17 protein-coding genes are annotated in these 17,716 nt (G+C 70.3%); 14 read left to right on the forward strand and 3 right to left on the reverse strand.

What is annotated here, in order from left to right; genetic code table 11:
- The first annotated feature begins 5 nt into the window (after window positions 1-5).
- The 8 genes from CIK81_RS15020 to miaB all read left to right on the forward strand — a co-directional run bounded on the left by CIK81_RS15020 (window position 6) and on the right by miaB (window position 8,740).
- The gene (locus CIK81_RS15020; protein ID WP_241964201.1) at window positions 6-2,819 is read left to right on the forward strand and encodes a DNA translocase FtsK; all 2,814 of its coding nucleotides are present in this window, start codon (window positions 6-8) and stop codon (window positions 2,817-2,819) included.
- A gap of 105 nt (window positions 2,820-2,924) precedes the next feature.
- Window positions 2,925-3,518 carry a CDP-diacylglycerol--glycerol-3-phosphate 3-phosphatidyltransferase gene (gene pgsA, locus CIK81_RS15025; protein WP_096164074.1) on the forward strand — a complete coding sequence of 198 codons (594 nt, stop codon included), beginning with the start codon at window positions 2,925-2,927 and terminating at the stop codon, window positions 3,516-3,518.
- The gene (locus CIK81_RS15030; RefSeq protein ID WP_096164075.1) at window positions 3,515-4,000 is read left to right on the forward strand and encodes a CinA family protein; all 486 of its coding nucleotides are present in this window, start codon (window positions 3,515-3,517) and stop codon (window positions 3,998-4,000) included. The genes pgsA and CIK81_RS15030 overlap by 4 nt, the downstream gene beginning before the upstream one ends.
- A 205-nt stretch (window positions 4,001-4,205) precedes the next feature.
- Window positions 4,206-4,511, forward strand: coding sequence for a helix-turn-helix domain-containing protein (locus tag CIK81_RS15035; RefSeq protein ID WP_096164250.1), 306 nt, complete (start codon window positions 4,206-4,208; stop codon window positions 4,509-4,511).
- A gap of 1 nt (window position 4,512) precedes the next feature.
- The gene (locus CIK81_RS15040; protein WP_096164251.1) at window positions 4,513-4,737 is read left to right on the forward strand and encodes a DUF3046 domain-containing protein; all 225 of its coding nucleotides are present in this window, start codon (window positions 4,513-4,515) and stop codon (window positions 4,735-4,737) included.
- Between the two features lie 440 nt (window positions 4,738-5,177).
- Window positions 5,178-6,305 (forward strand): recombinase RecA, encoded by a 1,128-nt coding sequence (recA, locus tag CIK81_RS15045; protein WP_096164076.1) that lies wholly within the window; start codon window positions 5,178-5,180, stop codon window positions 6,303-6,305.
- 3 nt (window positions 6,306-6,308) lie between these two features.
- Window positions 6,309-6,995, forward strand: coding sequence for a regulatory protein RecX (locus CIK81_RS15050; RefSeq protein ID WP_114355852.1), 687 nt, complete (start codon window positions 6,309-6,311; stop codon window positions 6,993-6,995).
- Window positions 6,996-7,156: 161 nt separating this feature from the next.
- Window positions 7,157-8,740 (forward strand): tRNA (N6-isopentenyl adenosine(37)-C2)-methylthiotransferase MiaB, encoded by a 1,584-nt coding sequence (miaB, locus tag CIK81_RS15055; protein WP_114355856.1) that lies wholly within the window; start codon window positions 7,157-7,159, stop codon window positions 8,738-8,740.
- A 98-nt stretch (window positions 8,741-8,838) separates the two neighbouring features.
- Here miaB and CIK81_RS15060 read toward each other — a convergent pair whose 3' ends face one another.
- Window positions 8,839-9,324: a YbjN domain-containing protein gene (locus CIK81_RS15060; RefSeq protein ID WP_241964202.1), complete on the reverse strand. Its 486-nt coding sequence runs from the start codon at window positions 9,322-9,324 to the stop codon at window positions 8,839-8,841.
- A gap of 177 nt (window positions 9,325-9,501) precedes the next feature.
- Between CIK81_RS15060 and miaA the strand changes: the two genes are divergently transcribed.
- On the forward strand, window positions 9,502-10,521 hold the full coding sequence (miaA, locus tag CIK81_RS15065) for a tRNA (adenosine(37)-N6)-dimethylallyltransferase MiaA (protein WP_114355853.1): 1,020 nt from the start codon (window positions 9,502-9,504) through the stop codon (window positions 10,519-10,521).
- Window positions 10,522-10,530: 9 nt separating this feature from the next.
- The gene (gene dapF, locus CIK81_RS15070) at window positions 10,531-11,379 is read left to right on the forward strand and encodes a diaminopimelate epimerase (RefSeq protein ID WP_114355854.1); all 849 of its coding nucleotides are present in this window, start codon (window positions 10,531-10,533) and stop codon (window positions 11,377-11,379) included.
- A gap of 60 nt (window positions 11,380-11,439) precedes the next feature.
- Here dapF and CIK81_RS15075 read toward each other — a convergent pair whose 3' ends face one another.
- Window positions 11,440-12,054, reverse strand: a complete 615-nt coding sequence (locus CIK81_RS15075) for a class I SAM-dependent methyltransferase (RefSeq protein WP_096164253.1) — start codon at window positions 12,052-12,054, stop codon at window positions 11,440-11,442.
- Between the two features lie 192 nt (window positions 12,055-12,246).
- Here CIK81_RS15075 and hflX point away from each other — a divergent pair, with 192 nt between their 5' ends.
- On the forward strand, window positions 12,247-13,830 hold the full coding sequence (gene hflX, locus CIK81_RS15080) for a GTPase HflX (protein ID WP_096164254.1): 1,584 nt from the start codon (window positions 12,247-12,249) through the stop codon (window positions 13,828-13,830).
- 35 nt (window positions 13,831-13,865) lie between these two features.
- Complete coding sequence (locus tag CIK81_RS15085) at window positions 13,866-15,896, forward strand: ATP-dependent DNA helicase (protein WP_096197350.1); 2,031 nt, start codon at window positions 13,866-13,868, stop codon at window positions 15,894-15,896.
- Window positions 15,897-15,935: 39 nt separating this feature from the next.
- Here the strand turns inward: CIK81_RS15085 and lexA are convergent, their stop codons facing one another.
- Window positions 15,936-16,631 carry a transcriptional repressor LexA gene (gene lexA / locus CIK81_RS15090; protein WP_096164082.1) on the reverse strand — a complete coding sequence of 232 codons (696 nt, stop codon included), beginning with the start codon at window positions 16,629-16,631 and terminating at the stop codon, window positions 15,936-15,938.
- A gap of 170 nt (window positions 16,632-16,801) precedes the next feature.
- On the opposite strand from lexA, the gene CIK81_RS15095 reads away from it, so the two are divergent.
- Both CIK81_RS15095 and nrdR read left to right on the forward strand, forming a co-directional pair.
- Complete coding sequence (locus CIK81_RS15095; RefSeq protein ID WP_096164083.1) at window positions 16,802-17,197, forward strand: LysM peptidoglycan-binding domain-containing protein; 396 nt, start codon at window positions 16,802-16,804, stop codon at window positions 17,195-17,197.
- A gap of 28 nt (window positions 17,198-17,225) precedes the next feature.
- Entirely contained in the window at window positions 17,226-17,684 is a 459-nt protein-coding gene (gene nrdR / locus CIK81_RS15100) for a transcriptional regulator NrdR (protein WP_096164084.1), read from the forward strand.
- The last annotated feature ends 32 nt before the right edge of the window (window positions 17,685-17,716 follow it).

Here is a 17,716-nt window from a genome sequence, read left to right on the forward strand (position 1 = left end):
TTCCGGTGCGCGCAGTGCGCACCGGCTATCTCGCGATCGCTCGCATGGTCGGCGGACTGATCCGCTCGATCGGCGTGGCCCGCTGGGAGGTGGCCCCGGACCAGCGTCGGGACGGCTATGCCCTGTTCCTCCTGCTCATCGCGGCCCTAGTGGCCGTCGTCGAGTGGTGGCAGTCGGCCGGCCCCGTCTTCGGGGCCGTGCACACCGTCGTGGCAGGCACCTTCGGCATCTCCTCGATGCTGATCCCGCTGCTCGCGGCCGGCTGGTCGATGCGCATGTTCCGCCGCCCCGACCAGGTGCGCGCCAACAGCCGGATCGCGATCGGCATCCTCGTGCTGCTCACCGCGATCTCCGCGATCGCCTCGGTCTCGGCACGCCTGCCCGCACCGGCGGACGGCATCGACGCGCTGGCGCGCGGGGGAGGGGTGCTCGGCTACCTGGCCGCCGCACCCCTGGAGGCCCTGCTGCCGCCCGTGGCCGTCGTGGTGATCCACTCCGTGCTGATCGCCTTCGGCGTGCTCGTCCTCACCGCGACCCCGGTGGAGTCGATCCCCTCACGGGTGCGCGGGGTGTACGACGTGATGGTCGGCAACAGCGAGGAGGAGGACGAGGAGCGCGTCGCGTTCGGCCTGCGCCCGCGCCGCCGGGATCCTGAGGTCCACGAGCAGGCGACCGAGGCCCAGCCCGCCGGGCGTCCGCGGCGCCGCAGCCGGCGTGAGAAGGCCGCGGCCGAGGCAGCGGAGGACCGCGATCACGAGAGCTTCGGCTATGCCGGCGACGAGGCCTTCCAGCAGGGCGTCAGCGCCGAGGAGGCCGCGGGGGCCGGCTCGAAGAAGGGCCGTGCGTCCCGGGCGAAGCGAGCCGCGAAGGCCGATTCCACCGAGGTCTTCGACGTCGTCGAGGATGAGAACAATCGGGCCAAGACCTTCCCCGGCAAGGGGGACGCCGCCGGTGCGACCACCCCGATGCCGACGGCCGCTGCGGCGAAGGCGTCGCCCGCGAGCAAGCCCGCGCCGACCCGAGCCGTGCCGGCCAAGCAGTCCGAGGAGGCGAAGCCCGACCTCGTGCACCCGCCGATGGGTGACCTGCCGCGCGCCGGGGAGCAGCTCGAGCTGGCCGGCGACGTCGTGTACACGCTGCCTGACTCCTCGTTCCTCCTGGAGGGCGCACCGCACAAGACGCGCTCCGAGGTGAACGACCAGGTGGTCGCTGCGCTCGAGGAGGTCTTCGAGCAGTTCAACGTCAATGCCAAGGTGGTCGACTTCTCCCGCGGGCCGACGGTCACGCGCTACGAGGTCGAGCTCGCCCCAGGCACCAAGGTCGAGAAGGTCACGGCCCTGGACAAGAACATCTCGTATGCCGTGGCGAGCTCCGACGTGCGCATCCTCTCGCCGATCCCCGGCAAGAAGGCCATCGGGATCGAGATCCCCAACACCGATCGCGAGACCGTCGTCCTCGGCGACGTGCTGCGCAGCTCCGTCGCCCGTCGCACGGAGCATCCGCTGGTGATGGGCGTGGGCAAGGACGTCGAGGGCGGCTACGTCGTCGCGAACCTCGCCAAGATGCCGCACCTGCTCGTCGCCGGCGCCACCGGTGCCGGCAAGTCGGTCTTCGTGAACTCGATGATCACGTCGATCCTCATGCGCGCAACTCCTGAAGAGGTGCGCATGGTGCTGGTCGATCCCAAGCGCGTCGAGCTCAGCATCTACGAGGGCATCCCGCACCTGATCACCCCGATCATCACCAACCCCAAGAAGGCCGCGGAGGCCCTCGAGTGGGTGGTGAAGGAGATGGACGCCCGCTACGACGACCTCGCCGCCTTCGGGTACAAGCACGTCGACGATTTCAACAAGGCGGTGCGCGCCGGAGAGGTGCAGCTGCCCGCGGGCAGCGAGCGACGCCTCGCGCCCTACCCGTACCTCCTGGTCGTGGTCGACGAGCTCGCGGACCTGATGATGGTCGCGCCGCGGGACGTCGAGGCCTCGATCCAGCGCATCACGCAGCTGGCACGTGCCGCCGGGATCCACCTGATCCTCGCGACGCAGCGCCCCTCGGTCGACGTGGTCACCGGCATCATCAAGGCCAACGTGCCCAGCCGCCTCGCCTTCTCGACCTCCTCGCTGCAGGACTCGCGGGTGATCCTCGACTCCGTCGGCGCGGAGAAGCTCATCGGCCAGGGCGATGCCCTGTTCCACCCGATGGGCAAGGCCAAGCCGATGCGCGTGCAGGGCGCGTGGGTCAACGAGTCCGAGATCCACCAGGTCGTCGACCACGTCAAGACGCAGATGAAGCCGAACTACCGCGAGGACGTCCAGGTCGTCGCGGCCAAGAAGCAGATCGACGACGACATCGGCGACGATCTCGACGTCCTGCTGCAAGCGGCCGAGCTCGTGGTCACCACGCAGTTCGGCTCGACCTCGATGCTGCAGCGCAAGCTCCGCGTGGGCTTCGCCAAGGCCGGCCGGCTCATGGATCTGCTGGAATCCCGCGAGATCGTCGGGCCCTCCGAGGGGTCCAAGGCGCGCGACGTGCTCGTCCATCCGGACGAGCTCGGCACCGCGATCGCCCTGATCCGCGGCGAGGCGCCGCCGGGCGGCGAGGCCGAGGAACCGTACGGGGCCGATCAGGCCGTCGAACTCGAGAGCGCCCCGGCGCCGGAGGCACCGGATCACTCCGAGGCAGCCGCCTCCTCGGAGAACGGGGAGGACCGCTACGGCACCGATCCGCTCGCCGACGACGGCACCGAACCCGCCACCGACTACTACGACGACGAGGACGACCAGGACGGCGAGGATGCATGGAGCCTCACCGGCCGCTGACCCTGACCGGTCCGCGACGGCGGCGTCACACACCACCCCGCTCCGCCCCCTCGTCCCGTCCGTTCCACCGCACGTCCCTCATTCCGCCGGAGCTCAGGAGTCCCGATGACCACACCCCGCACGGAGCCCGTCCCGCTCTGGAACATCGCCAACATCCTCACGATGGTGCGGTGTGCGATGGTCCCGGTGCTGGTGGTGCTCGCGATCATCTACCCGGACTCGATCCCGGGGCGCATCCTGGTCGCCGCCGTGTTCGTGGTCGCGATGATCACGGACTTCCTGGACGGCCACCTCGCCCGCAGCCGGAACCTCATCACGGACTTCGGCAAGATCGTCGATCCCATCGCCGACAAGGCGATGACGGGCGCGGCACTGATCATGCTGTCGGTCTGGGAGTACGTGCCGTGGTGGATGACGATCCTGATCCTGGTGCGCGAGTTCGGCATCACGGTCATGCGTTTCACGATCCTCAAGTACGGGGCCCTGCCGGCGAACATGGCGGGCAAGGCCAAGACGATGGTGCAGACGATCGCCATCACCTTCTGCCTGATCCCGTTCGAGCTGTGGTGGGAGCCCGCGCGCTGGATCGGCCTGGCGCTGGTGGCCCTGGCCGTCGTGCTGACCGTATGGTCCGGCCTCGTGAACCTCAAGGACGGGCTGCGGCTGCGTCGTGAGGCACTGGCCGGTGGCGCTGCATGACCACGGGCGCCACGAGCCCGCAGCTCGTGATCTCCCGAGCCGCGCAGCGCGGGCTGATGCTCGCGACCGCGGAATCGCTCACCGCAGGGGCCCTGGTGGCCCGCCTGGTGGACGTCCCCGGGTCCAGCGCCGCGATCGCGGGGGGAGCGGCCTGCTACTCCTTTGCGGCCAAGACCCGCGTGCTCGGGATCGACGCCGATCTGCTGGAGCGCACCGGTGCTGTGACCAGGGAGGTCGCGGCGGCCATGGCCGAGGGCGCCCTCGACCTGTACGCCGCGGACCTCGCCGTCTCCACCACCGGCGTGGCCGGCCCCGGGCCCGACGCCCGCGGAACGGCGGAAGGAACCGTCTGGCTGGGGATCGCCCGACGGGACGGCGAGACCCTCACGCGTGAACTGCATCTCAGCGGCGACCGCCCGACGATCCGCTCCCGGACCGTCGACGCCGCGCTCTCGCTGCTCGTCGAGATGCTCGAGTCCTGAACGACCCCGCAGGTCAGCGCAGGGGAGCGCAGCCTTCCTCCCCACCGTCTCGTCGTGCACAGTTCCCAGGCATCCCGAGGATGGGGGCCACTACACTCTGGGGAACACTTCCGAGGGTCGGCGCGTTGTGCTTGTCGTGATGACTTCGACGCACCGCACCCCCGAGGTGTTCCACCAGTTCAACCAGAGGAAGGGAGGCAAGGCCATGGTCCTGTTCCGTCAGGAGCTCGGTGATGTCCTGCGTGATGCACGACGCAACCAGGGTCGCACCCTGCGTCAGGTGTCCTCCGATGCCCGCGTGTCCCTGGGCTACCTCAGCGAGATCGAGCGCGGCCAGAAGGAGGCCTCCAGCGAGCTGCTGTCCTCCGTGACCGATGCCCTGGGCCTCCCGCTGTCGTTCGTGCTGCGTGAGGTGTCCGACCGGATCGCCGTCGCCGAGAACATCAGCATCCCCGACACCGTGCCCGAGGGCCTCGCCGAGGAGGCGAGCCCGCTGGTCGGTGCGCACTGAGGTGAGGCGCAGCGAGTTCTCGGAGCTGGCCGACCACGTGTTCGGCCCGGTCCTCGCCCGCACCTACACCCGTGACCTCGTGCTCGAGGGCGTCGGCGGTCTGACCGCCGAGCAGGCCCTCGAGCACGGGGTCGCCGTGCGCCAGGTCTGGACGGCCCTGTGCGACTCGATGGACGTCCCGGAGTCCCAGCGCTGGGAAGTCCCGCCGGAGCAGCGACGCCGCTGACCGCGGTGCTCCGGCAGGAGAGCTCGGCCGGCAGAGGTCGACCCTCGCCGGTGTGGTCGTGGTGGACGCGTTCGGGGTGGTCGACGCGATCCGTCGGGCGGCTTCCCCTCTCCGTCCCTCGCGGGGTCGCGGGGTCGCGCACTCCCTCGGAGGATCACTGGCTGTCTCTTTCTCTCCCGGAACCCCTTCGCGTCGCGGCCCGAGGGGCTGCGCGATATCGACACGCCGCGACACGCCCCGCAGAGCCCTCGTTCGAACGCACGTTCGGTACAGTGGGGTGGAATGGTCCCCCGGCCCGACGTCCCCGTTCTCGTCCTTCCTCCCCAGTCGCGTGTCATCCACAAGCGGCCCGGGGCGGCGACGAGTGTCGGAGGCCGCGCCTAGTGTGGCCTCACTGTCATCGAGTCGGCTCGCCCGGCCCACTGGAAGGAACCAAGCACATGGCTGCACCGAAATCGTCGAAGCCCCCCGTCACGCGTTCGACGGAGAAGACCCGCGAGTCGTCGCTCGACAACGCCCTGGCCCAGATCGACCGCCAGTTCGGCAAGGGATCGATCATGCGGCTGGGCGACGACACGCGGCCTCCGGTCGAGGTCATCCCCACCGGCTCGGTCGCCCTGGATGCCGCTCTCGGCATCGGTGGGCTGCCGCGCGGCCGCATCGTCGAGGTCTACGGCCCGGAATCTTCCGGCAAGACCACGTTGGCCCTGCACGCCGTCGCCAACGCCCAGCGCAACGGCGGTATCGCCGCGTTCATCGATGCCGAGCACGCAATGGACCCGGAGTACGCCAAGAAGCTCGGCGTCGACACCGATGCCCTGCTGGTCTCCCAGCCGGACACCGGTGAGCAGGCCCTCGAGATCACGGACATGCTGATCCGCTCCGGCGCGCTGGACGTCGTCGTGATCGACTCCGTCGCCGCGCTGGTGCCCAAGGCCGAGATCGAGGGCGAGATGGGCGACTCCCACGTCGGCCTCCAGGCGCGTCTGATGTCCCAGGCGCTGCGCAAGCTCGCCGGCGCGCTCTCCTCCTCGGGGACCACCGCGATCTTCATCAACCAGCTGCGCGAGAAGATCGGTGTCTTCTTCGGCAGCCCCGAGACGACCACCGGCGGCAAGGCGCTGAAGTTCTACGCCTCCGTGCGCATGGACATCCGCCGCATCGAGACCCTCAAGTCCGGCACGGACTCCGTGGGCAACCGCACCCGCGTCAAGGTCGTGAAGAACAAGATGGCCCCGCCCTTCAAGCAGGCCGAGTTCGACATCCTCTACGGGGAGGGCATCTCCCGCGAGGGTGGCCTGATCGACCTCGGCGTCGAGCACGGCGTGGTTCGCAAGTCCGGTGCGTGGTTCACCTACGAGGGAGACCAGCTCGGCCAGGGCAAGGAGAACTCGCGCCAGTTCCTCAAGGACAACCCGGACCTGGCGGTCGAGATCGAGGACAAGATCCTGCGCACCCTGGGCGTCGGCAAGTACGCCCTCGAGCAGGCGGAGCCGGAGGCCGGTGCCGTCGAGGCGCCTCTCGGTGAGGACGAGTTCCTCGACGACGACGTCCCGGCCACCATCTGAGAGATGACGGGCACGCAGTCCGACGGGAGCGGCGGCGGCGACCACGAGGTCGTCGCCGCCGCTCCCGTGACGGCGGACGACGGACCGCGCACCGCCTCGGAGATCCGGGCGGACCTCTCCGGTCGCACCCGGCAGATCCTCGAGGCCACCCGTGAGGCGCCGCCCCCCGAGGCCATCGCGTGGGAGAAGGCCGTGGTGCACGAGTGCCGGTATCTGATGAGGTTGCTGTCGACGCGCCGCCGGTCGGAAGGGGAGATGCGTCAACGGCTCGCCGAGCGGGAGGTCCCCGCGGACATCGCTCACGAGGTGATGGCGCGGATCATCCGCGCCGATCTCGTCGACGACGCCGCCTTCGCCCACGAGTGGGTGCAGCAGCGACGTTCCCTGCGCGCCCTCGGTGATGAAGCACTGCGCCGCGAGCTGAGCAGACGTTGGGTGGACGCCCCGCTGATCGATGCGGCGCTGGAGACCGGGGAGAGCGACGAAGAGGTGCGCTGCCGTGAGCTGGTGCGCTCCCGGATCGGTGTCCGGGATCGGGAGCGCCTGCGCACCGAACGGGACGGCGCCCACCGCCGTCGGCTCTCCCGCCGCCTGGACGCCCTCCTGACCCGCAAGGGTTACCCGGGGAGTCTCGCCGTCCACGTCATCGCGGGTGAGCTGCGCGAGGCCTCGCACGATCCGGAGAGCTGACGCACGCTGACGCATGCTGACGGGGCCTGGGCCGGGGCCGGGGGCCGACGACGAGCGCCGCCAGCCTGCCTCCGTCGCGAACGCGGCGGGGAACGGCTGTGGAGGCATCGGCCAGTATTCTTACGGGCACTATGTCCTCCCGCATCTCCGCTCTCGATCCCATGACCACCGATACCGACGCCGCGACGTCAGCCGGCGCCCTGAGCACCCCGCGCGGCACCTATCAGGTGCGCACCTTCGGGTGCCAGATGAACGTCCACGACTCCGAGCGCCTGACCGGCCTGCTCGAAGAGTCCGGCTTCGTGGCGGCGCCGGACGATGCCGACGCCCGTCGCGGCGAGGTCGACGTCGTCGTCTTCAACACCTGTGCGGTGAGGGAGAACGCGGACAAGAAGCTGTACGGCACTCTCGGCGCGCTGCGTCCCGCGAAGGACGCGAATCCGGGCATGCAGATCGCCGTCGGGGGCTGCCTCGCGCAGAAGGACCGTTCCACGATCGTCGACCGTGCTCCGTGGGTCGACGTCGTCTTCGGTACGCACAACATCGGTGCACTGCCGGTGTTGCTGGACCGTGCTCAGCACCGCGCGGAGGCGCAGGTGGAGATCCTCGAATCGCTCGAAGTGTTCCCGTCCACGCTTCCCACACGGCGCGAGTCCTCCTACGCCGCCTGGGTCTCGATCAGCGTGGGCTGCAACAACACCTGCACCTTCTGCATCGTGCCCTCGCTGCGCGGCAAGGAGAAGGACCGCCGCCCGGGCGACATCCTCGCCGAGGTGCGTGACGTGGTGGATACCGGCGCTCTCGAGGTGACGCTGCTGGGACAGAACGTGAACTCCTACGGTGTCGAGTTCGGCGATCGAGGAGCCTTCGCCAAGCTGCTGCGCTCCTGCGGCGACATCGAGGATCTCGAGCGCGTGCGCTTCACCTCCCCGCACCCGGCGATGTTCACCGACGACGTCATCGCAGCGATGGCCGAGACCGACAACGTCATGCCCCAGCTGCACATGCCGCTGCAGTCGGGCTCCGATGACGTGCTGCGCCGGATGAAGCGCTCGTACCGCTCCAAGAAGTTCCTGGGCATCCTCGACAGGGTGCGAGAGCGGATCCCCGAGGCGGCCATCACCACCGACATCATCGTCGGGTTCCCCGGGGAGACGGAGGAGGACTTCCAGCGCACGCTCGACGTGGTCGAGGCCTCTCGCTTCGCGAGCGCCTTCACCTTCCAGTACTCGATCCGCCCCGGGACACCTGCGGCGACGATGGAGGGACAGGTCCCCAAGGAGGTCGTCCAGGAGCGCTACGAACGGCTCACCGCGCTGCAGGACCGCATCACCTACGAGGAGAACCAGAAGCTCGAGGGGCGCGTCGTCGAGGTCCTCGTGGCCGAGGGGGAGGGGACCCGGGACGAGACCACGCACCGCATCTCGGGCCGCTCGCGGGATCACCGCCTGGTGCACCTGGCGGTGCCGGAGGGGCTGGAGAGCGCAGACATGCCGCGTCCCGGGGACATGGTCACCGCAACCGTCACCCGGGCCGCGCCGTTCTACCTGATCGCGGACAGCGCCCGGGAGGCCGCACCCGGCGTGAGCCCGACGCGCGAGCAGTTCTCGGTGCGACGCACCCGCTCCGGAGACGCGTGGGAAGCGGGGGAGAGCGGCCTGGACGCGGGGTCGTCCTGCGGGACCGGGGCAACTGCTCCGTCGGGCCTCGTCACCCTCGGCATGCCGAGCCTGCGCCGCCCCTGAGCAGCGGACCCGACACACGACAGGACGACGCAGAACGGCCGGCACCCCGCAGGTGCCGGCCGTTCTGCGTATCCGCAGCCGGGGCCGCGGAGCGTGCCTCAGACGTCGAGCTCGTCGAGCTCTGCGCCGAGGCGCTCCTCGAGGCTGTGGAAGAAGGCGATCACGGTGCTCAGACCGCACTTGATCGCGCTGTCGACCTGGGTGTCCAGAGCGCCGGCACGGAAATCCGCAGCGAGCTCGCCGTACACGCCCAGCAGGCCCTCGGACTCACGGCGCACGTAGACCTTCGGCCACACGCGGTTCATGTTCCACTCGTTGCAGAGCTTGATCATCTCGACCTTGCGGGAGAAATCGACCGAATGGCTCCAGCGGCCGCGGGTCTGCATCACAGCCCGCTCCTCGCCGGAGACCATGAACTGGAATCGGTAGTCGTCGAAGCGTGCGCGGAGGATCTCCGGGTGCTCATCGTCCTCGACGAAGGCATATCCGAGGCGAGAGAGGCTCTCCTCGACCCTGCTCAAGGACATCGGGGCCAGGCGATCGGCCGAGTCCGGGAGTGCAGGGGACTCGTTCGGTGCAGTCACTTCCAACCTCATGCATTGCAGTAGACGAAGACAACGGTCCGGGGTTCCGGGACGGCCCACACTACTCCCTCGCTCACGATGTCGGCCTGCCACCAGGGGTGATCCGTCCGACCCTCGAACCAGCCCCTCGCCGCCCGCTGGAGCGACCCGCACAGCGGCGCGGGTAAAGTTCCGCGCATGGACGATCCGCTGCCCGAGAGCACCACCGCGCGCGAGGCGGCGGCGACGGGCGACGCGGCCGCGCCCAGCGCCCGCGCTCCCCGCGACATCCCTCTGGTCGCCGTGGTCGGAGCGACCGCCACCGGCAAGTCCGATCTCGCCATCGCCCTGGCCCGTGAGCTGGACGGCGAGGTGGTGAACGCCGATGCGCTGCAGCTCTACCGCGGCATGGATATCGGCACCGCGAAGGTGACGGCCACCGAGCGCACGGAAGTGCCGCACCATCAGTTGGACGTGCTGGATGTGACCGAGGAGGCGAGCGTCTCGGTGTACCGGGACGAGGCCCGCACGGCCATCGCGGCCATCCGCTCCCGCGGCCGCACCCCGATCCTCGTCGGCGGATCAGGGCTGTACGTGCGAGCGGTGCTCGATCAGATCGAGTTCCCACCCACCGACCCGAGCATTCGAGCGCGTCTTGAGAGGGAGGCCGCGACGCGCGGGCCCGCCGCTCTGCACGACGAGCTCGCCGTCTCCGACCCGGAGGCCGCGCGCACGATCGGTGCCGGGGACACGCGGCGCATCGTGCGCGCCCTCGAGGTCGGGGAGCTGACCGGACGTCCCTTCAGCGCATTCCTGCCGCGACCCCTGTACGCCGACCCCCGCACGGTGCAGATCGGTCTGCGGCTCGAACGCCCGGTGCTGCACGACCGGATCGCCCTGCGCGTGCAGCGCATGGTCGAGCTCGGGCTGCTCGACGAGATCCGAGGGCTCCGCGAGCGGGGCCTGGACCGTGGCCTCACGGCGCGACGAGCGATCGGCTACGAGCAGGGCATCGCCGTGCTCGAAGGGAGGATGAGCTGCGCCGACGCGATCGAGGCCACGGTCGTCGGCACCCGACGCCTGGTGCGCAAGCAGGACACCTGGTTCCGACGCGATGCCCGCGTGCGGTGGCTCGACGCCTTGACGCAGGACGTGACCGGCCGCGCTCTGGACGCGCTGCGTGACGGCGGAAGCACGGGCCATGATCCGGCGGCATAGGCTCACGGCATGAACGACAGGATCCACTTCACCAAGGGCCACGGCACCGAGAACGACTTCGTCATCCTCGATGACCCCGATGGTGCGCTGGAGTTCGACGCCGCCACGGTCGCCGCCCTCGCGGACCGCCGCGCCGGCATCGGCGGAGACGGCGTGATCCGCGCCGTGCGCACGCGCCGCGCCGGCATCGAAGCTCCCGCGGATGCTCCCGAATGGTTCATGGACTATCGCAACGCCGACGGCTCGATCGCCGAGATGTGCGGCAACGGGGTGCGCGTTCTGGCCGCGCACCTGCAGCGCGCCGGTCACGTCCGCGAGGACGAGTTCGCCGTGTGGACCCGCGCCGGAGCCCGCACCGTCGCGATCCTGCAGCGTCCCCCCTCGCACGGTGGGACGTGGTCGGTGAGGCTCGGAATGGGGGAGAGCCGCAGCACGCAGAACGCCCGCACCGTCGAGGTGGCAGGTCATATGCTCAGCGCGACCGATGTGGACATGGGCAATCCCCACACCGTCGCCTTCCTGCCCTCCGGACTCGCCCTCGAGGAGCTCGACCTCACCCGCCGCCCCGCGCTGGATCCTGAGCCGGTCGACGGCGCGAACATCGAGCTGGTCGTCGAGCTCGGCCAGAGGCACGTGGTGATGAGGGTGTTCGAACGCGGCGTGGGGGAGACCCGCTCCTGCGGCACGGGTGTCGCCGCCGTGGCGGTCGCCGCAGCGCTGCGCGCCGGGGACGACACCGGACAGCCGTGGACGGTGGACGTCCCCGGCGGCCGCCTGCAGGTGGGCTGGACCGAGACCGGGGAGGTCACGCTGACCGGTCCGGCACAGCTCGTGGCCGACGGCGCCACCTTGGTCTGACACCGGGCCTGACACCGGGCCTGACACCGGGGCCGACATCGGGCCGACACCGGGTGGAGTTCAGCGCGCCGGGCCCACCTCGAGCACCCGGAAGCCCTTGGCGCTGGCGACCTTCGCGACGTCACGCTCGGGAAGCTGCTCACCGAGCCATCGCGCGAGCGGGTCCGCGCCGAGGTTCTTGCCCACCACGAGGGCGGCGGTGCCCTCCGCAGTCAGCCGCGCGGTCCATTGCAGCAGCAGCTCGTGCAGGGCGGGCTTGCCGATCCTGATCGGAGGATTCGACCAGATCGCGTCGAAGCGGAGATCCTCGGGGACCTCGTCCGGCGCCACCACGCGGAGGGAGGTGATCCCTGCGCGTTCGGCGTTCTCCGCGGTGAGCTCGCGGGCTCGTTCGCTCACGTCCACGGCCCACACCTCGGCGGCGGGATGGGTGAGCGCGGCGGTGAGCGAGATCGGCCCCCATCCGCAGCCCAGGTCGAGGATCCGCGCGTCCGCGGGCGGCTCGGAGATCTCATCGAGGCGGTTCAGCAGCACTGCGGTGGCCTTGTCCAGGCCGTGCCCGCTGAACACGGAGGCGCTGGAGACCAGATCGAGATCCCGACCGGCGAGGCGCACTCGCAGCGGGAAACGCCGGGCATCGGTCGCGGGGGAAGGGGTGAAGTAGTGCTCGTCCACCCCAGAAGGATACGGACCCGGAGCGTGCCGGCGGACGGTGAGCCCCACCGGCCCGTCCGCCCGGGCACGTCCGCCGCGGCTCGTCGGCCCGATCACTCCGGTATCCGCCCACCGCAAAATCCCTCGACCCCGGAGGATCGGCGTGGGACTCTGGTGGAACAGATCGTCCCCTACCTGAGGAGTACCCCGACCGTGCCCATCGCTTTCCATCCCGAACCCGCCTCCGACGCCGATGTCGACGGGACCACCACCGGGGGGACCGTTGGCGCGCCGCACACCGAGGGGACGCACGAAGACCCGTCGGCCGGATCTCCCGCGGACCCGAGCCCGGCGGCCCGTCGCCGTGACCCGCTGACCGAGCGGATCCTCTCCCGCAGCAGCGCCGCCGCCCAGGACGCCCCCGGCCAGAGCAGCGACGGCGAGCAGTACGACCTCGCCGACCGCCAGGCGCTGCGGCGCGTGGCAGGAATGTCCACCGAGCTCGAGGATGTCTCCGAGGTCGAGTACCGCCAGCTCCGACTGGAGCGTGTGGTGCTCGCAGGCCTCTACACCTCGGGCAATGCCGCTGAGGCGGAGACGAGCCTGCTCGAGCTCGCCGCTCTCGCCGAGACCGCGGGTTCGGAGGTGCTCGACGGCCTCCTCCAGCGCCGTGCGCATCCCGACCCCGCCACGTTCTTCGGCAAGGGCAAGGCGGCGGAGCTCGCAGGGATCATCGCCGAGAACGGCGCCGACACCGTGATCGCGGACGGCGAGCTGGGCCCCGGGCAGCGACGCGCGCTCGAGGACATCGTCAAGGTCAAGGTCATCGACCGCACCGCGCTGATCCTCGACATCTTCGCCCAGCACGCCAAGTCCCGCGAGGGCAAGGCACAGGTCGAGCTCGCGCAGCTCGAGTACCTGCTGCCCAGGCTGCGCGGCTGGGGCGAGTCGATGTCCCGGCAGGCGGGCGGGCGCATCGCCGCAGGCGGTGCCGGAATGGGATCGCGCGGACCCGGCGAGACCAAGATCGAGCTGGATCGTCGGCGCATCCGTGACCGCATGTCCAAGCTGCGCCGGGAGATCAAGGCGATGGCCCCGGGACGCGTCGCCCAGCGCGCCGACCGGAGGCGCAACCAGGTCCCCGCGGTCGCGATCGCGGGCTACACGAACGCCGGCAAGTCCTCGCTGCTGAATCGGCTCACCGGAGCCGGCGTCCTGGTCGAGAACGCCTTGTTCGCGACGCTGGACCCGACGGTCCGGCGCTCCACCACGCCCGACGGGCGGGAGTTCACCTACGCCGACACCGTCGGCTTCGTGCGGCATCTGCCCACCCAGCTGGTCGAGGCATTCCGGTCGACTCTCGAGGAGGTGGGCGATTCCGACCTGCTGCTGCATGTCGTCGACGCCTCCCATCCCGACCCCGAGGGCCAGATCCGTGCAGTGCGCACCGTGCTCGGCGAGATCGAAGGCTTCGATGTGCCCGAGGTTGTGGTGCTGAACAAGGCAGACCTCGCCGAACCCGAGACGATCGCCCGCCTGCGCAGCCAGGTCGAGAACTCCGTCGTGGTCTCCGCACGCACCGGGGCGGGCATGGACGAGCTGAGGGACCTGATCGCCGATCGCCTGCCGCGCCCGGCGGTCGAGGTCGACGTGCTGGTCCCGTACTCGCGAGGGGATCTCATCGCGCGTGCTCACACGACGGGCGAGGTGCTCGCGGAGGAGCACGTCATGGAGGGCACCAAGCTCCATGCCCGGGTGGATGAGGCGCTCGCCGCAGAGCTCCACGGCGCGGCCTGAGAGGTCCTCGGATCCAGCGCGGATACGCTGGAGCGATGACCACCGCCACCGATCACGAGGCCGCCCCAGGGGCCGCCGGCATCCAGCTGTCGACCCTCATGGATGCGGCGGTCTCGGCGATCGGCGGCGCCGTGCGGCCCGGCCAGCAGGCCATGGCGGAGGCGGTCGACACCGCCATGACCGCGAACCGTCATCTGCTCGTCCAGGCGGGCACAGGCACCGGCAAATCGCTTGCGTACCTGGTGCCCGCGCTGCGCCATGCGCTGGTCAGCGGCCGCCCGGTCGTGGTGTCCACCGCGACCATCGCCCTGCAGACCCAGATCGTGCGCAAGGACCTGCCGCGTCTCGTGGAGGCGCTGGCCCCGCATCTGCCACGCACGCCCACCTTCGCCCTGCTCAAGGGCCGTGCGAACTATCTCTGTCGACACAAGATCGACGGCGGGTACCCGATGGACATCGACCCTGGCGCGCTCTTCTCGGAGGCGTCCACAGATCCGGCCCGCACCGGCAGCGAACGGCTCGGGGACCAGGTCAAGCGGCTGCGGGAATGGGCCGAGGAGACCGACAGCGGAGACCGCGACTCGCTCGAGGACCCGGTCTCGGATCGCGCCTGGCGCCAGGTCTCGGTGACCGGGTCGCAGTGCATCGGAAGCTCCTGTCCGATGCTGGAGTCCTGCTTCGCCGAGCGCAGCCGCGAACTGGCCCGCGAGGTGGACCTCGTGGTCACGAACCACGCACTGATGGCGATCGACTCCTTCGATTCCCTGGGAATCATCCCTGACCACGACGTGGTCGTCTTCGACGAGGCCCACGATCTCTCCGGGCGCGTCACCAGCGCCGTCACCGAATCCCTGAACCCCGGGATGCTCCGAGGGACGGTGAGGGATCTGCGCGGCCTCGGCGTCGCTGCCACCGCCCTGGACGATGCCGCCGAGGAGCTGCGCGAGGCGCTCGAGCTCGCCCCCGACGGCCGCGTGATCGGTGCCTTGCCGGAGCGCCTCGGCGACGCCGTCCAGCAGCTGCGGGTCGAGGCCCGCACGGCGCACTCCGATGCGAAGGACGCCGGGGACGACGCCACCGTCGGCACCGCCGGATCGCGCAAAGCGGTCCGCGCGAACCTGCAGGAGATCATCGAGGTGTGCGAGCGTCTCGGCGCTCCGGCCGATGAGGATGTCGTCTCGGTCTCGCATTCCCAGGCCACGGGACGCTCGAGCATCCAGGTGGCGCCGCTCAGTGTCGCCGGCGCGATGCGCGGAGCGATTCTGGAGAGCCGTACCGCCGTGCTGACCTCGGCGACTCTTGCTCTCGGCGGCCGTTTCGAGCCGGCAGCGGGCGAGGTGGGCCTCGCGCGGGCAGATCGCATGGGCCCGGAGTCCACGCCGCCGCGCGAGGACAGGAGCGCCTGGGCGGGCCTCGACGTGGGCAGCCCTTTCGCCTACCGGAGCCAGGGGATCCTGTACACGGCCCGGCACCTTCCCCAGCCCGGCCGCGAGGGCCCGTCGACGGCCATGCTCGACCATCTCACCGAACTGGTCGAGGCCTCGCACGGCGGGGCGCTGTGCCTGTTCTCCTCGCGTCGGGGCGCCGAGCTCGCGGCCGAGCATGTGCGGGCCCGCCTGGACCTCACCATCGAAGTGCAGGGTGAGGACTCGATGGCGAACCTGGTGCGGAAGTTCCGCGACGATGAGGATGCCTCTCTGTTCGGCACGCTCACACTGTGGCAGGGGGTGGATGTCTCGGGACCCTCGCTGCGACTGGTCACCATTGACCGGATCCCGTTCCCGCGCCCGGACGATCCGCTGGTCTCCGCGCGCCAGGAGCGGATCGCCCAGCAGGGCGGCAACGGCTTCATGGGCATCTCGGCCCAGCACGCCGCACTGCTGCTCGCTCAGGGGGCGGGGCGCCTGATCCGCTCCCATGAGGACCGCGGCATGGTGGCCGTGCTGGATCCGCGGCTCGCGACGGCGCGGTACGGCAGCTTCCTGCGGGAGGCGATGCCGCCGCTGTGGCCGACGTCGGAGCCCGAGATCGCTCTCGGCGCGCTGCGGAGGCTCTCGACCTCCTGAGCTCGGCCGGTGGGCGCCGTCGCCCCGGGCTGCGCCGGATCAGACCGAGCGCAGCACCGCGACGATCTTGCCGAGGATCTCGGCATGATCTCCCAGGATCGGGGCGAAGGCCGGGTTGTGAGGCATCAGCCAGACATGGTCGTCCCGCTGGACGAAGGTCTTCACCGTCGCCTCGCCGTCGATCATGGCCGCGACGATCTCGCCCTTCTGGGCTTCCTTCTGGCTGCGCACGACGACCCAGTCGCCGTCGCAGATGGCGGCGTCGATCATCGAGTCGCCGACCACCTGCAGGAGGAAGAGGTCCCCGTCGCCCACCAGGCGCGAGGGCAGGGTGAAGACGTCCTCGATCTGCTCCTCGGCGGTGATCGGCACGCCCGCGGCGATGCGGCCGAGCAGCGGGACGGTCACCGAGTTCGGGCTGATGTCGGGCTCGGCGGGTGCCTCCGGGGCGCCGTCGTCTCCCGGCATGACGATCTCCATGGCACGGGGGCGCTTCGGGTCCCGGCGCAGGAAGCCCTTGCGTTCGAGCGCCTGCAGCTGATGGGAGACCGACGAGGACGAGGTCAGGCCCACAGCATCGCCGATCTCGCGCATCGTGGGCGGATAGCCGTGCGCGGCGATCGCGGAATTGATGGTCTCCAGGACCAGGTGCTGACGACGGGTGAGGCCGGTGGTCGCGGAGTCGACCGGCGCGTCGCCGCGGGAGCGTATCGGCTTGGGCGTGCTCGGCGTCATCGTGGAGGCCTCCTGGCTTCGTCTGTCGGACCCTCGAGGTTCCGTAGTGATGTCACCCAGCGTAGGGCGGCACGCACCGGATGCCAAACATGTGTTCGAGATCGGCCTTGCGTGTCGCGTGACCGTCGGGCTACAGTCGCACAGACATTCGATCGAACAGGAGTTCGGATATGCATACGGAAACGGCCACGGTCCTTCCCTTCTCGCAGCATCGTGACGAGCGCGCCGCGCAGTCTGATCGAGCGGGCGTTCGACTCAAGGCCACCCGGCGGGGCCGGGTCGTCCTCACGGCTCTGGCGTTCCTGCTCGGACTGCTCGTCGCCGCCGCGCTGCTGCTGATGTTCGAGGTGCCCTCCGCACTGGCGGGCGGGGGAGCCGAGGAGCCCGTGACCCTCACCGTCGAAGCGGGCGACACCCTGTGGGGCTATGCCGACGAGTTCGCCCCCGACGGCATGAGCGAGCAGGAGTTCGTCTCCGAGGTGCGCAGCCTCAACCACCTCACGACGCCGCGGGTCACCGCCGGCCAGCTGATCGAGCTCCCGGCCCTCGAGGGCGCATCGCACTGATTCGCGAGCGGGCCGCTATCCTGTGCGGATGCACTGCCCGTTCTGCCGCCATCCTGACTCCCGGGTCGTGGATTCGCGTACGTCCGACGACGGCGCGACCATCCGGCGCCGTCGTCAGTGCCCGAACTGCTCCCGGCGCTTCTCGACGTCCGAGACGGCCTCCCTCTCGGTGCACAAGCGCTCCGGTGTGAGTGAGCCGTTCAGTCGGGCGAAGGTGATCTCCGGTGTGCGCAAGGCCTGCCAGGGACGCCCGGTCACCGATGACCAGCTCGCGATGCTCGCCCAGCGCGTCGAGGAGGACATCCGTTCGAGCGGCCAGGCCGAGATCGATGCTCATCAGGTGGGTCTGTCGATCCTGCACCCGCTCCAGGAGCTCGACCTCGTGGCCTACCTCCGCTTCGCGAGCGTCTACCAGGATTTCGAATCGCTCGACGACTTCGAGGCCGCGATCGTGCGGCTGCGCTCGGAGTCGGCCGGCACCGCCTGAGGCCTGCCGCGAGGACGCCGGCACGGGCCTCG

This window comes from Brachybacterium sp. JB7, from assembly GCF_003335205.1.
Taxonomy (GTDB): domain Bacteria; phylum Actinomycetota; class Actinomycetes; order Actinomycetales; family Dermabacteraceae; genus Brachybacterium; species Brachybacterium alimentarium.